10 protein-coding genes are annotated in these 14,362 nt (G+C 73.4%); 4 read left to right on the top strand and 6 right to left on the bottom strand.

The features are described 5' to 3' along the window. Window positions 1-248: 248 nt before the first annotated feature. Window positions 249-1,832 (top strand): MFS transporter, encoded by a 1,584-nt coding sequence (locus ACQPYD_RS08160; protein ID WP_433700445.1) that lies wholly within the window; start codon window positions 249-251, stop codon window positions 1,830-1,832. On the opposite strand, the gene ACQPYD_RS08155 is transcribed toward ACQPYD_RS08160, so the two are convergent. From ACQPYD_RS08155 to ACQPYD_RS08140, 4 genes are all read right to left on the bottom strand, one after another. After that, on the bottom strand, window positions 1,817-2,191 hold the full coding sequence (locus ACQPYD_RS08155; protein WP_433700444.1) for a winged helix-turn-helix transcriptional regulator: 375 nt from the start codon (window positions 2,189-2,191) through the stop codon (window positions 1,817-1,819). The genes ACQPYD_RS08160 and ACQPYD_RS08155 overlap by 16 nt on opposite strands. Window positions 2,192-2,344: 153 nt before the next feature. Next, the gene (locus tag ACQPYD_RS08150; protein ID WP_433700443.1) at window positions 2,345-3,724 is read right to left on the bottom strand and encodes an LCP family protein; all 1,380 of its coding nucleotides are present in this window, start codon (window positions 3,722-3,724) and stop codon (window positions 2,345-2,347) included. A 188-nt stretch (window positions 3,725-3,912) separates the two neighbouring features. Further along, window positions 3,913-5,331, bottom strand: a complete 1,419-nt coding sequence (locus ACQPYD_RS08145) for an LCP family protein (protein ID WP_433700442.1) — start codon at window positions 5,329-5,331, stop codon at window positions 3,913-3,915. Window positions 5,332-5,501: 170 nt separating this feature from the next. Then, window positions 5,502-5,984 carry an RDD family protein gene (locus ACQPYD_RS08140; RefSeq protein WP_330161040.1) on the bottom strand — a complete coding sequence of 161 codons (483 nt, stop codon included), beginning with the start codon at window positions 5,982-5,984 and terminating at the stop codon, window positions 5,502-5,504. 330 nt (window positions 5,985-6,314) lie between these two features. On the opposite strand from ACQPYD_RS08140, the gene glnA reads away from it, so the two are divergent. Together glnA and ACQPYD_RS08130 are read left to right on the top strand one after the other, a co-directional pair. Further along, window positions 6,315-7,739 carry a type I glutamate--ammonia ligase gene (glnA, locus tag ACQPYD_RS08135; protein ID WP_267948847.1) on the top strand — a complete coding sequence of 475 codons (1,425 nt, stop codon included), beginning with the start codon at window positions 6,315-6,317 and terminating at the stop codon, window positions 7,737-7,739. Between the two features lie 596 nt (window positions 7,740-8,335). After that, window positions 8,336-11,386, top strand: coding sequence for a bifunctional [glutamine synthetase] adenylyltransferase/[glutamine synthetase]-adenylyl-L-tyrosine phosphorylase (locus tag ACQPYD_RS08130; RefSeq protein WP_433701987.1), 3,051 nt, complete (start codon window positions 8,336-8,338; stop codon window positions 11,384-11,386). A gap of 276 nt (window positions 11,387-11,662) precedes the next feature. Here the strand turns inward: ACQPYD_RS08130 and ACQPYD_RS08125 are convergent, their stop codons facing one another. Next, window positions 11,663-12,802, bottom strand: a complete 1,140-nt coding sequence (locus tag ACQPYD_RS08125) for a sensor histidine kinase (protein ID WP_433700441.1) — start codon at window positions 12,800-12,802, stop codon at window positions 11,663-11,665. Next, a complete protein-coding gene (locus tag ACQPYD_RS08120; RefSeq protein ID WP_433700440.1) occupies window positions 12,799-13,473 on the bottom strand; it encodes a response regulator transcription factor in 675 nt (224 codons plus the stop codon). Before ACQPYD_RS08120 ends, ACQPYD_RS08125 begins: the two co-directional genes overlap by 4 nt. A gap of 169 nt (window positions 13,474-13,642) precedes the next feature. On the opposite strand from ACQPYD_RS08120, the gene ACQPYD_RS08115 reads away from it, so the two are divergent. Next, the gene (locus tag ACQPYD_RS08115; protein WP_433700439.1) at window positions 13,643-14,257 is read left to right on the top strand and encodes a M15 family metallopeptidase; all 615 of its coding nucleotides are present in this window, start codon (window positions 13,643-13,645) and stop codon (window positions 14,255-14,257) included. The last annotated feature ends 105 nt before the right edge of the window (window positions 14,258-14,362 follow it).

The raw sequence follows: 14,362 nt of genomic DNA, 5'->3' as shown, positions 1-14,362 counted from the left end.
CGCACGGCGGAGGCGCCCGCAAGGCCCCGGTTCGCGTCACCGGAGCGAAGGACCCCTCCGGCCGGGCTCCGGACGGGATGACCCGTCTGCAGCCTTCCCCACAAGGCACCACACAAGCAGGAGACTTACTAAAAGCTAGCTCATAACAAAAAAGTGTGACCTTCCAAAAAGAAAGCTCCTGCCTTAGCGTTGACCTCGCACGGACGCCGGGCCCCTGTCCGGCCTCCCCCCGAGAAGACCGAGGAACGATGACCGAGAACACCACGCCCCCGCCCCGGGCCGGTCGGCGGGAATGGGCGGGCCTGGCCCTCCTCCTGGTCCCCGCCATGCTCGTGATGATGGACCTGTCCCTGCTGCACCTGGCCGTCCCCCGGTTGAGCGCCGACCTGGCCCCGACCGCCACCCAACTGCTGTGGATCACCGACATCTACGGCTTCCTGATCGCCGGACTGCTACTCACCATGGGGACCCTCGGCGACCGGGTCGGGCGCCGGCGGATGATCCTGGTCGGGGCCGCCGCCTTCGGCGCGGCCTCGGTCCTGGCGGCCTTCGCCACCAGCGCGGAGTCCTTGATCCTGGCCAGGGCGCTGCTCGGCGCGGCCGGCTCCACCCTGGCTCCCTCCACGCTGTCGCTGATCACCACGATGTTCCGGGACCCGGGGCAGCGCACGTTCGCGATCAGCCTGTGGATGACGAGCTTCATGGCCGGAGGAGCCCTGGGCCCGGTGGTGGGCGGCGTGATGCTGGAGTTCTTCTGGTGGGGGTCGGTCTTCCTGCTCGCCGTCCCGGTGATGCTGCCGCTGCTGGTGTTCGGCCGCACGCTGCTACCCGAGTTCCGCGATCCGGACGCCGGCCGCCTGGACCTCACCAGCGCCCTCATGTCCCTCGCCGCCGTCCTCCTGCTGGTCTACGGCCTCAAGGAGACGGTCAGGGGCGGAGCCGCAGCGGCCCCCGCCCTCGCCCTCCTGCTCGGAGGGGCGGTCGCCACGCTGTTCGTCCTGCGCCAGCGCCGGATGGAGCATCCGCTCCTGGACCTCTCCCTGTTCCGCAACCGGGGGTTCGGCACCGTGCTCGTCACACTCCTCAGCACGGCGCTGCTGCTCAGCGGGGTCCAGTTCCTCGTGGCCCAGCACATGCAGATGGTCCTGGGGCTCTCACCGCTCCGGGCGGGCCTGTGGGCGCTCCCGATGGTCGCGGGAGGCCTGGTGGCGGTGATGGCCGCCTCCGCAGCCGCGGGCCGGATCCGTCCGGGCGCGCTCTTCCCGGCCGGGCTGCTCGTGGCCGCGTGCGGGTTCGCCCTGCTGGCCCGGGTGGAGGCGGACTCCGCGCTCGCGGTGGTCGTGGCGGGCTCGGTCCTGATGTTCACGGGACTGATGCCCGTGTCGGCCCTCGGCACGGACGTGGTCATGGCGACGGCCCCTCCGGAGCGGTCCGGTTCGGCGGCCGCCATGACCGAGACCACCCAGGAACTGGGCGGGGCGCTCGGCATCGCCGTCATCGGCACGGTGGGCTCCGGGGTCTACGCCGCCGACCTCGGCGCAAACCTGCCCGCAGGGCTCCCGGAGGGCGCCGCCGAGGCCGCCGGACAGACCCTCGGCGCCGCGCTCCACGCGGCGGACGGGCTGTCGGCACGGCTGGGCGCCGAACTCTCGGAGGCCGCGCGCGAGGCCTTCACGTCCGGCCTCCAGGTCGCCTCGGCAGCCTCGGCCGTCCTGCTCGTGGTACTGGCCCTCGCCGTCCTCCCGGCCCTGCGCCGGGTGCCCCCGGGCGGCGGTGGGAGGTCCGGCGGGGGCGGGGCCCCGGAGGAGACGCGGGCTCACCCCTCCCCGTGACGTTCCTGGGCCGCGAGGATCTCGTCGGTGCGCAAGGTGATCCAGCCCAGCAGGGAGCTCATGTGCCCGGCCAGCTCCGTGCCGAGCGGGGTCAGGCTGTAGGTGACCTTCGGAGGGCTGCTCGGCTCCACCTCGCGTGCGACCAGCCCGTCGAAGGCCAGTACGCGCAGGTTCTGGGACAGCATCTTCTCGCTGATCCCGTCGACCCTGTCCCGGATGACGTGGAACCGCTGGGGCCCCTCCAGCAGGCCGGTGAGGATGAGCGTGCCCCACCGGCTCGCGACGTGGTTGAGGATCGTGCGACTGGGGCAGCCGCTGTCGAAGGCGTCGCGCGTCCCCGCGGGTGCGGTGTCGTTCATCGTTCTCCCCGTCGAGGCGTCTGGGCTAACCAGAAGTTAGCTCATGGCCTCATCACGGTCAATCGGGCTGGGCGGGCCGCCCTCTTCCCCGCGCACCCGCGGCGCAAGGGCGGGACCGCGGACCCGGGGTCCGCGGTCCCGCCCTTGCGGGGCCTACTCGCAGGAGACCGTGTCGTCGGCGGCCGAGGTGCCCTCCAGCTCGGCGAGGGCGCCGCTGCCGCCCCCGCCGTCGCCCCCGAAGGTGATGGGGCCCCAGTCGTCGGCGCCCATCACCAGCTCCAGCTCCGTCCCGAGGTCGGGGACCTCCTCGATCTGGGCGGCGGTCAGCACCGAGGCGAGCTCCTCGGCTTGCGCGGCCCGGCCGGGGCCGTGGTAGACCGTGGTGGCGGTCGGCTGGCGGGCCCCGGGGTTGCCCGTCCCGGTGACGACGAAGCCGCCCTCCAGGAGGCGCTGCTCGACCTGGCTCCCCAGCCCGTCGACGCCCGTGCCGTTGAGGACCCGGACGGACACGTCCCCCGGCTCGACGGGGGCCTCCTCCGCCTCCTCCTCGGGGGCGGCCTCCTCCTCTTCCTCCTCCAGCACCTCGCCGGAGGCCACCGAGGCGAAGAGCTCGTCGGCGGCGGGCTGCTGGAACGCGACCTTGTTCGGGTCGCTGGGGGCGTCGACGACCGGGACCGTCACCATGTTCATCCGGCCGAGGTCCACCTGGCGCATGGCGATGGCCAGTTCGGCCATCTTGTCGGTGGTCAGGCCGTCGTCGGTCACCATGCTGTCGGTGACCGAGCCGATGAAGTCGTAGAGGGTGGTCGGGCTGCTCAGGATGTCGCCGCCGGTGACCTCGCGCAGGATCGCGCCGATCATCCGCTGCTGGTTCTCGATCCTGTTCAGGTCGCTGCCCTGCTCGGTGCTGTCCCGGGACCGCGCCAGGCCGAGGGCCTGCTCGCCGTTCAGGGTCTGCATCCCGGCGTCCAGCCGCAGGTGGGCCTTGGGGTCGTCGATCGGTTCGGGAACGCACATCTCGATGCCGCCGACGGAGTCGACGATGTTCTGGAACCCGGCGAAGTCGACCATCACCATGTGGTCGAGGTGGATGCCGGTGAGCGTCTCCACGGTGTTGCCCTGGCAGTCCATGCCGCCGTAGGTCATGGCATGGTTGAGCTGGTCCACCGTTCCGGCGGACACCCCCGGCGCCTCCCCGTTGGGAGCGCAGTCGGGCATCTCGATGATGAGGTCGCGCGGCATGTTGACCATGGTCACCCCGCCCCGGTCCACGTCGATGCTCACCACGACCAGCACGTCGGGCCGGATGCCGTTCAGCTCGTTGTAGGAGGCGTCGTCCCCCGCGCGCTCGTCGGTGCCGAGCAGGAGGATGTTGTGGATGCCGTCCACCTGGCTGGGGCGGTCCCCCCAGGCGTCGGTGTTGATCTCCTCGGTGGCGATGCTGAGGGCGTCCCGGTACCCCGCGTAGGCGGTCAGGCTCGTCGCTATGAGCACTCCGGTCACCCCGCACGCGACCCACTGACCAAGACTCATCTTCGCGGCGAGGGCCGAAGACACGTTTCTGGGAGCCAAGAGGGCACCTGCGATCCGGTATGGGACAAGGGCGGGTCCGCTCGGAGGAGAGCACCGCGCGGAGGGCGCGGGGCGACGCGGACGTAACGGCCGGATGGTACCGGAAGGGTACGCACCGTGTCAGATCGTATCCGGATCCGAGGTCCGGATCAGCAGGCGCTCTCCGTCTCCTCCGCGGTGATGCCGCCGAGGTCGTCGGTGACCGAGACCTCCGGCGCGGAGGAGGCCCCGTCGGCGAACCCGGCCCAGTCGGGGGCCAGGACGAGCTCCAGCGTCTGCGCGAGGCCCTCGGCCTCCTCGGTGACCGCGGACTCCATGGACCCGGCCAGCATCTCGGCCGCGGCCTCCTGGCCGGGAGCGTGGTAGACCGTCGTGGTCTCGGGGAACCGGGCGACCGGGTTGCCCGTGCCGGTGACCGTGTAGCCCTCTCCGGCGAGGACCGCCTGCACCTCCAGGGCGAGGCCGTCGACGCCCGCGTTGTTGAGGATCTCCACGGAGACGTCCTCGGGGGCCGGGCCCTGCTCGGCCTCCCCCTCGGACTCCCCGCCGCCGTCCTCGCCGCCCGACAGGTCGGCGCCGGCGTTGATCGCCTCGAACAGGGCGGGGGCCGCGTCGCTCATGACCAGGCGGTTGGGGTCGGCGGGGTGCTGGCCGTTGGGGACCGTCACGAACTGGATGCGCTGGAGGTCGACCTCGCGCATGGAGATGGCGAGGTCGGTCATGGTGTCGACGGTGAGGTCCTCGTCGGTGGTGACCGAGTCGGTGACGGCGCCGAGGAAGTTGGTGATGGTGACCGGGCTGGTCATGACCTCGCTGCTGAGCACCTGGCGCAGCATCGCGCCCATGAACTCCTGCTGGCGGTCGATGCGGGACAGGTCGCCGCCGTCGCCCTGCGCGTAGCGGGAGCGCACGAACCCGAGCGAGTCCTCGCCGTCCAGGGTCTGGAGCCCGGCGTCCAGGACCAGGTGGGCCTTGGGGTCGTCCACGGGCTCGGGGATGCACATCTCCACGCCGCCGATGGCGTCGACCATGTCCTTGAACCCGGTGAAGTCCATCATGACGAAGTGGTCGAGGTGCACGTCGGTGGCGTTCTCGACGGCCTGCCACTGGCAGCCGATGCCGCCGAAGGTCATCGCGGAGTTGATCATGCCGCTGTGCGGCGACATCCCCTCGTACCCCTCGACCGCCTCGCACGCGGGCAGCTCGACGACCAGGTCGCGGGGCAGGTTCACGAGGGTGGCCGCCCCGTTGTCGACGTTGATGCTGGCGATGAGCATCGTGTCGGGCCGCTCGCCCTCCGCCTCGCCGTAGTCGGCGTTCTCCCCCGAGCGGACGTCGGAGCCGATGATGAGCAGGTTCATCACGCCCTCGACGCTCGTGGGGCGGTCCCACGTCGTGTCCACCTGCGTGGTGGTGATGTTGCCGATGATGCCCTGGTACCAGCCGTAGCCTCCCAGGCTGACGAGGACGGCGAGGGCGGTGGCGGCGCAGGCGACCCACTGTCCTGCGGACATCCGCACGGCACCGAGCGCGCCCGAGGGGCGGGGAGTGGAGCGTCTTCCAGCCATGCGAACCTTCGGAGGGTGCGATGAGACGTGGGGGGAGGTGCGGGGGCAGGACACCGTGAGGGTCGCGACCGTCCCCGGGGAAAGCGATGAACGGATGCTAACAGCAGCGGGAACCCTGTCCGTACAGCCGTTCCGGCCGTCCGGCGGGACCGGTTCCGTCCGGTGCGGGCTCAGTAACGCGTCGCCACCGTGCCCGCGGCGCGGTCGTGCAGCCCGCGGGTGTCCCGGTCGTAGATCACGGCCGGGATGACCAGGCACAGCAGGACCGTGCGCACGGTCATCGACACGAACCACGGCCAGGAGCGCTCACCGGTGGCGGTGATGCCGACGCCGACGAGTCGGCGCCCGACGGTGGTGCCGAAGAGGGTGAGGAGGAGGATGCTCACCGCGGCGAAGACCACCAGGGCGGTGTTGCTGAGCATCGGGACGACCTCCTCCTGGGAGGCGGCGCCCGCTCCGACGACGCCCAGGCGGTAGAGGCCCCAGGCGATCATGAGGGCCAGGCACCAGTCCAGGGCGAGGCCGACGAGGCGCCTGATGACGCCGGGGACGGAACCGGTCCCCTCCTCCGGCAGGCCGAGGCGGTTCCCCCGGTACTGGAAGTCGTCCTCGTGGATGGCCCCGGCGGCGCCGCCCCGGCTCTCGTCGCTCATGGCATCCACGGTATCCACCCGGTGGAGGGGCCGGTCCGCGGGACGGCGGGACGGGGCGTGAGCAGGGCGACGGACGCGCGTGGCCCGGACCACAACCGCCCGTTCCGCGTGTCCCGATTTCGCACTCCGAGCGGTGGAATCACCGGGTCAGGCTGGTTGGTCTGCGAAAACGCCTGGCTCCGTAACATGCAGGAAACAATAGAGACATGGCACGGAAATCACGCGCTCCTAGCTTCGTTGACGAAGCCGGGAGACGGCGCGTGATCCGACGTGTCCGCGATGGAGCGGGCTCCGGACCCATCGTCTCAGACACCTGCACGGAGGTTCGTTTTGTTCAGCAGCGTCGACGAGGTGCTCGCCTACATCCGGGACGAGGACGTCAAGTTCCTCGATGTCCGATTCACGGACCTGTTCGGGGGCGTCAACCACGTCACCCTCCCGACCTCGAACGTCGACGCCTCGACGTTCACCGACGGCCAGATGTTCGACGGGTCCTCGATCCGCGGCTTCCAGGCCATCCACGAGTCCGACATGCTGCTGCTGCCCGACCTGAGCACCGGCGTCCTGGACCCGTTCCGCAAGCACAAGACGCTGAACATGACGTTCTTCGTCCACGACCCGCTGACGCTGGAGTCCTACAGCCGGGACCCGCGCAACGTCGCCCGCAAGGCCGAGGCCTACCTCAAGGGCTCCGGGGTCGCGGACACCGCCTTCTTCGGCCCCGAGGCCGAGTTCTACATCTTCGACGACGTCAAGTTCGAGACGCGCTCCAACACCGGCTACTACGAGATCGACTCCATCGAGGGCGCCTGGAACACGGGCTCCGCGATCGAGGGCGGCAACCGCGGCTACCGTCCCCGGTACAAGGGCGGCTACTTCCCGGTCGAGCCGGTCGACCACTACAGCGACCTGCGCTCCGACATGGTGCAGACACTGATCGACGCGGGCATCGACGTCGAGCTCCAGCACCACGAGGTCGGCACCGCCGGCCAGGCCGAGATCGGCATCAGGTTCGGCACGCTGCTCCAGCAGGCCGACAAGGTGCAGCTGTACAAGTACATCGTCAAGAACGTCGCCAACGAGGCGGGCAAGACGGCCACGTTCATGCCCAAGCCGCTGTTCGGCGACAACGGCTCCGGCATGCACTGCCACCAGAGCCTGTGGAAGGACGGCGAGCCGCTCTTCTTCGACGAGTCGGGCTACGGCCAGCTCTCCGACACCGCGCGCTACTACATCGGCGGCCTGCTCAAGCACGCCGACGCCCTGCTCGCCTTCACCAACCCGACGGTGAACTCCTACCACCGCCTGGTGCCCGGCTACGAGGCCCCCATCAACCTCGTCTACAGCCAGCGCAACCGCTCCGCCTGCATCCGCCTGCCGCTCACGGGCTCCAACCCGAAGGCCAAGCGCATCGAGTTCCGCGTGCCGGACCCGTCGGCCAACCCGTACCTGGCCTTCTCCGCCATGCTGATGGCCGGGATCGACGGCATCAAGAACAAGATCGAGCCGCCGGAGCCGGTCGACAAGGACCTCTACGAGCTGCCCCCGGCGGAGGCCTCGGCCATCAAGACCGTCCCGGCCTCGCTCGACGACGCCCTGCTGGCGCTGGAGGCCGACCACGAGTTCCTGCTCGAGGGCGGCGTGTTCACCAAGGACCTCATCGAGACCTACGTGGACTTCAAGCGCACCGAGGAGATCGACTCCCTGCGCCTGCGCCCGCACCCGCGCGAGTTCGAGCTCTACTACGACATCTAGGCGGTGACGCCCCGGCGTGCGCCTTCCGCAGGAGCGATCCGCGGAAGGCGCACGCCGGACGCGTTCCCGGCCGACGCGGGGCCGGGATCCCGGGGCCGCCGACGGCGTCGCGCACGCCGCCGGCGGCCCCTCCCGCTCCCTCCTCGAGGGCGTCGGCGCCGCGCACGGCGGGCCCGCGGTTCTCCCCCGGAGACGGCGGGCCCCTGGCGTCCGGCGGGTTCCGGGGACGAACCGGGATACTTCCACCACCGTGGGCCCCGGCCGGATACACCGTGCGCAGGGGACCGAAACGAGGCGTGTTACCGACAGATGACGTCCCGTCCCGGCAGCCCCCGCCGCCACGGTTCCCGGGGCCCCGGAGCCGCGGCGCCGGGGCGCGCGCCGGGGACGCGACCCCTCGGGGCCGAGCGCCCGGCGCCCTCCTCACCGGGGCCGGCATCCGCCCGGATGCCGGCCCCGACCCGGTTCCGGGGCCTCCCCGCGCCCGCAGGGGCGGCGCGGCGGTCCCGGACCGAACGACCGCAAGCAGAGCCGTACGGTGTGCCCGCGGGCCGTCCGGCTACGGTTGACGCGTGGCAAGGGACGGAAACAACACCATGACAGCAGGCGCGCTCGCCAGGCGTGGCTTCAGCGACAGCACCCGGGCCCTGCGGCTGATGACGGAGGCGGGCCTGGACGCCCGGGCCGACACCGCCGTCATCGACGCCCTCGCGGCCGCCCCCGACCCGGACCAGGCCCTGCTGGGGCTGATCCGGGTCCTGGAGTCCGACCCGGACCCGGCCGAGGTCCTGGGCGTGCTGCGCGAGGAGTCCGACCTCCGGGCGCGGCTGAGCAAGGTCCTGGGCACCAGCCCCGCGCTGACCGACCACCTGGTGCGCCACCCGGGGGACTGGCGGGAGCTGCGGGGCGCGGACGCCGCCCGCTCCCCCGAGCCGGACGAGCTGCGCCGGGGCCTGCTGCACACCGTGGGGGCCGACCCCCACAGCGCGGCGCCGGCCGCCGACCCGGCCGTGGTCGGGGACGGGACGTCCGAGACCCTCCGGCACACCCTGCGGGTGGCGTACCGCAGGCGCCTGCTGCGGCTGGCCGGACGCGACCTGACGGGTCTGTGCACGGTCGACGAGGCCGCCGCGGAGCTGGCCGACCTGGCCGCGTCCATGCTGGACGCCTCCCTGGCCGTGGCCCGGGCCGAGCAGCCCGAGGACGCCGCGCTGTGCCGTCTGGCGGTGATCGGCATGGGCAAGTGCGGCGGCCGCGAGCTGAACTACGTCAGCGACGTGGACGTCGTGTTCGTGGCCGAACCCGCCGGGTCCGCGGACCCCGGAGCGCCGGTGGACGAGCAGGCCGCCATGCGCGCGGCCACGCGCCTGGCCACGGCGATGATGCGCATCCCGTCCGAGACCGACGCCGAGGGCGCCCTGTGGGAGGTGGACCCCGCCCTGCGGCCGGAGGGCAGGAACGGGCCGCTGGTGCGCTCGGTCCCGGGGCACCTGTCGTACTACGAGCGCTGGGCCAAGACGTGGGAGTTCCAGGCGCTGCTCAAGGCCCGGCCGATCGCCGGTGACGCCGGGCTGGGCCGGGAGTACACGGAGGCGATCCTGCCCCTGGTCTGGGAGGCGACCGGCCGCCAGGACTTCGTGGAGGACGTGCAGGCGATGCGCCGCCGCGTGGTGGCGCACATCCCCGCCGGCGAGGCCGAGCGGGAGCTGAAGCTGGGTCCGGGCGGGCTCCGCGACATCGAGTTCTCCGTCCAGCTGCTCCAGCTGGTGCACGGCCGCACCGACGACCGGCTGCGCTCGGGCAACACGCTGGAGGCGCTGGAGGCACTGTCGGAGTCCGGGTACGTGGGGCGGCGCGACGCGGCCGGGCTGTCGGAGGCCTACCGCTTCCTGCGGCGGCTGGAGCACCTGCTGCAGCTGGAGCGGCTGCGGCGCACGCACCTGATGCCGGACCCCGGGAGCCAGGACGGCCCCGAGCACCTGCGCCGCCTGGGGCGTGCGCTGGGGTTCACCGCGAACCCGGTCAGGGAGCTGACCGAGGCGCGCCGCCGGGTGACGTCGGAGGTGCGGCGCCTGCACGAGAAGCTGTTCTACCGCCCCCTCCTCAACGCGGTGGCGCAGCTGCCGGGCGAGGAGGCGCGGCTGTCTCCGGAGCACGCCAAGATCCGCCTGGAGGCGCTCGGGTTCGCCGATCCCGGCGGGGCCCTGCGCCACCTGGAGTCGCTGACGTCGGGGGTGTCCCGCCGGGCGTCGATCCAGCGGACGCTGCTCCCGGTGATGCTGGGCTGGTTCTCCGACTCCCCCGACCCCGACGCGGGCCTGTTCGGCTTCCGCCAGGTGAGCGACGCGCTGGGCACCACCCCGTGGTACCTGCGGCTGCTGCGCGACGACGTGCGGGTGGCCGAGCGCATGGCGTGGCTGCTGGGGACGAGCCGCTACGTGACGGAGCTGCTGCTGCGGGCCCCGGACGCGGTGGCGATGCTGGCCGACGACCAGGACCTGGTGCGGCGCGGCCCGAAGGTGCTCGAGGCCGAGGCCGAGGCGGCGCAGCGCCGGTACGACACGGCCGAGGAGTCGGTGGCGGCGGTGCGGGCGCTGCGCCGCCGCGAGCTGCTGCGCACGGCCGCCGCCGACCTGTTGGAGGTCTCGTCGGTCCGGGAGGTGGGCTCGGCGCTGACCGACATCGCCGCGGTGACGATCGAGGCCGCGCTGCGGCTGGCGCAGAACCGGGTCGTCGCGGCGTCCGGGGACGAGCCGCTGACCCGGGTGTGCGTGGTGGCGATGGGCCGGTTCGGCGGCGGCGAGCTGACCTACGCCAGCGACGCGGACGTGATGTACGTGCACGACCCCCTGCCGGGCGTCGACACGGGGGCCGCGACGAAGCAGGCGCTGGCGATCGTGCGCGAGCTGGCGCGGCTGCTGGAGATGCCCGCAGCCGAACCGCCCCTGAAGGTGGACACGGACCTGCGCCCGGAGGGCCGGAGCGGGCCCGTGGTGCGCACGCTGGAGTCGTACGCGGCGTACTACGGCCGCTGGTCCCAGGTGTGGGAGAGCCAGGCGCTGCTGCGGGCCAGGCCGATCGCCGGGGACCCCGAGCTGCGCAGGGCGTTCACGGAGCTGATCGACCCGATCCGCTACCCCGAGGGCGGTGTCGGCCCGTCGGCGGTGCTGGAGATCCGCAAGCTCAAGGCGCGGATGGAGGCCGAGCGCCTGCCGCGGGGGGCGGACCCCACCCTGCACACGAAGCTGGGCCGGGGCGGGCTGTCGGACGTGGAGTGGGTGGCGCAGCTGACGCAGCTGCGGCACGCCCACGAGTACCCGGGCCTGCGGACGACGGGGACCCTGGAGGCCCTGGACACGGCCGTGGCCCACGGGCTCCTCGCGGCGGACGACGGCGCGGTGCTGGAGCAGGCGTGGAGGCTGGCCTCGCGTGTGCGGGGCATGGTGATGCTGGTACGGGGCCGGGGCGGTGACTCGCTGCCGTCCGACCTGCGGGTGCGCGCCGCGGTCGCGGGCGCGATGGGGTGCCGCAGCGCCGAGGACGAGGAGGGGGTGTGGGAGGGGCCGGCCGAGCAGTTGACGGAGGCCTACCTGCGCGCCACCCGGCGGGCACGCGCGGTGATGGAGCGCGTCTTCTACGACGACTAGCGGGCCGGGCCGAGGCTCCGCCCGTGGGGTGCGGGGCCCGCCCCGGCTGCCCCGCGCCCGGGGCCGGGTCCGGCGCCCCGGTGCGAGGCCGCCCTGGTGCGGCGGGCGGGCCGGGCCCCGGCCCCTCCGGCCACCGCGCCGAGGGGCCCGCGCCTCCGGGCGGCGGCGCCGCGGTGGAGCCCGCCGGGCGTGCGGCCGCTCCTTCGCGGGCGCGTCGCACCGTCGATCGGGGCCAAGGTGCGCAACTACGTGGGCCTCCGCTCCTTCACGGGCGCGTCACACCGGGTGCGCGGGGAGGGTGACCGTGACGACGAGCCCTCCCCCCTCGCGGGGGGCGGTGTCCAGGGTGCCGCCGTGGACGTCGACGACCCGGGCGACGAGGGCGAGTCCCAGGCCGTAGCCTCCCCCCGCCCCGGGACCGCGCCCGTCCCGCCGGCGGGTGCGCCCCTCGCCCCGCAGGAACGGCTCGCGCAGCCGCGCCGCGGCCCCGGGCGTGTACCCGGGTCCGGTGTTCTCGATCCGGAGCGTGGTGAGTCCCCGGCGGGGGTCGTGGCCGGTGGCGGCCAGGGCCGTCCCGGGCGCGGTGTTGTGGCGGACGGCGTTCTGGACGAGGTTCGCGGCCAGCTGCGCGAGGAGGGCCCCGTCGCCGAGCACCGGTGCGGCCTCCAGGCGCAGGTCCCAGGTCACGCCGTACCTCCGCGCCTCGTCACCGGACTCGCGGACGGCCGCGCGGACCGTTCCGGCGAGGTCGAGCGGTGCGGCCGCGGCGGTGACGGCGTTGGCGTCGGCCAGCCGCAGCAGCGCCTCGGTGAGGCCCACCGCCCTGGCGTTGGTGACGCTGAGCCGTTCGACCAGGGCGGGGTAGTCCTGCCCGTCCGGGTTCTGCCGCGCCACGTCGAGGAGCGTCCCCGTGACGGCCAGGGGCGTCCGCAGTTCGTGGGAGGCGTTGGCGGCGAAGCGCTCCTGCGTGGCGAACGCGTCGTCGAGCCGGTCGAGCATGTGGTCGAAGGCGTCGGCGAGCCGCCGGAACTCGTCGTTGATCCCCGTGAGGCGGATCCGGTGGTCGAGGCGCCCCCCGGCGGCGAGCCGGACGGCCTCGTCGATGCGCTGGAGGGGGCGCAGCACCCACCCGGCCAGGAACCACCCCCCGGTGATCCCGATCAGGGCCAGGGCCGCGAGGAGCGCGCCGGACAGGTGGACGAGGACGGTGAGGATCTTCGACCTCGACGCGATGGGCAGGTGGGCCTCGGACGGGTTGGCGGCGGTCAGGGGGTAGTTCGGGACGTACCGCAGGACCACGTAGACGCCCACCAGGAGGACGGCTCCCGCGGCGACGAGGAAGGCCGCGTAGCTCAGGGCCAGGCGGAACCGCGCGCTGGCCAGGGGCTTCGTCGGCCGCGGGCGGGCGGCGTTCACGCCTTGCCGCCCGGGGCGCCGAGGCGGTAGCCGGCCCCGGGGACGGTGACGACGGGGTCCGGTTCGCCGAGGGCCCGGCGCAGGGTCGAGACCGTGACCCTGGGGGCGCTCGTGAACGGGTCGGCGTTCTCGTCCCACACCTTCTCCAGCAGGGTCTCGGCGCTCACCACCCCTCCGTCCGCGCGCATGAGGAGCTCCAGGACGGCGAACTGCTTGCGCGCGAGCCGCAGGTAGCGGCCGTTCCGGTAGGCCTCCCTCCGGTAGGGGTCCAGGCGCAGGTCCCCGAACTCCAGCACGGGCGGGATCGCGGTCCGCGGGCGCCGGGCGAGCGCCCGCAGGCGCACGACCAGCTCCTCCAGCGCGAAGGGCTTGGTGAGGTAGTCGTCGGCGCCGAGCGCGAACCCGTCCACCTTGTCCCTGAGCCGTGTCGCGGCCGTCAGCATGAGCACCCGCGTGCCGGGGTGGTCCCTGACCACGGTCGCGCACACGTCGTCCCCGTGCGTGCCCGGGATGTCGCGGTCGAGGACCACGACGTCGTAGTCGTTGACGGCCACGCGCTCCAGTGCCTCGTCCCCGTCGAACACCGTGTCGGCGGCGATCGCCTCGTGGCGCAGGCCCGCCTGGAGCGCCTCGGCCATGAAGGCCTCGTCCTCGACGATCAGCACGCGCATGCGGTCCCCTCCTCCTCGGCGGTCCGCGCCCGCGGACGGAAGGCCCGAGTCTAGGCGGCGGCGTGTTGCGAAAACGTAGGCGGATCACCCGACGTCCCCGCAACGTCCCCCCTGCTGGTCTGGTGCGGAGCGCCGGTCGGACTCGTCCGGCGGAGAGGGGAGGGATCCCGTGGTCCGTGTTCCACCGGGGCCGCGCGCCACCGGCCGCCCGGCCGCCGTCGCCGTCGCCGTCGCGGCAGCCCTGTTCGCCGTGGCCCTGACGGCCCTGTGGGGCCTGTCACTCGGGCCGGAGGGGGACGGTGGGCCACCGCTGGCGGCGCCCGTCACCGTGTTCACGCCGCTGGACGAGGACGACGGCCACCTGGCCGAGGGGGAGGGCGTGTCCCCGTTCGCGGAGGGCCTGCCCCTGCTGGAGCGGATGGACCCGGAACTGCTGGAGGCCGTGCGCGCCGCCGCGGCCGAGGCGCGGGAGGACGGGGTGGACGTGGTCGTCACCAGCGGATGGCGCAGCGAGCGCTACCAGCGGTTCCTCCTGGACGCGGCGGTCGCGGTCCACGGGAGCGAGGAGGAGGCCGCGCGGTGGGTCGCCTCCGCGGAGTCCTCCTCCCACGTGAGCGGTGACGCGGTCGACATCGGCCGGACGGACGCCGCCGACTGGATGGGCCGGTTCGGAGGCGCCCACGGGCTCTGCCGGACCTACGCCAACGAGATGTGGCACTTCGAGCTCGCGGCCGGGCCCGGGGACGCCTGTCCGGCCCCCCGGGCGGACGCCTCGGCCGGTTGACCGTCCGGGCCCTTCCGGGGCGCGCCCCCGTGCCGGAGGGGGTGGCACGGGGACGCGGCCGGGAGGCGCGGGACCGCGCCTCCCGGGTGCCGCCGGGCGGGTCCT

The organism is Nocardiopsis sp. CA-288880 (assembly GCF_050955985.1).
Lineage (GTDB): Bacteria > Actinomycetota > Actinomycetes > Streptosporangiales > Streptosporangiaceae > Nocardiopsis > Nocardiopsis tropica.
This window is presented reverse-complemented; position numbering and strand designations above follow the sequence as displayed.

Coding starts and splice junctions, on each gene's coding strand:
- ACQPYD_RS08150 (WP_433700443.1), bottom strand. CDS start 3,724: ATGAGTCTTGGTCAGTGGGTCGCGTGCGGGGTGACCGGAGTGCTCATA.
- ACQPYD_RS08140 (WP_330161040.1), bottom strand. CDS start 5,984: ATGAGCGACGAGAGCCGGGGCGGCGCCGCCGGGGCCATCCACGAGGAC.
- ACQPYD_RS08155 (WP_433700444.1), bottom strand. CDS start 2,191: ATGAACGACACCGCACCCGCGGGGACGCGCGACGCCTTCGACAGCGGC.
- ACQPYD_RS08145 (WP_433700442.1), bottom strand. CDS start 5,331: ATGGCTGGAAGACGCTCCACTCCCCGCCCCTCGGGCGCGCTCGGTGCC.
- ACQPYD_RS08120 (WP_433700440.1), bottom strand. CDS start 13,473: ATGCGCGTGCTGATCGTCGAGGACGAGGCCTTCATGGCCGAGGCGCTC.
- ACQPYD_RS08160 (WP_433700445.1), top strand. CDS start 249: ATGACCGAGAACACCACGCCCCCGCCCCGGGCCGGTCGGCGGGAATGG.
- ACQPYD_RS08130 (WP_433701987.1), top strand. CDS start 8,336: ATGACAGCAGGCGCGCTCGCCAGGCGTGGCTTCAGCGACAGCACCCGG.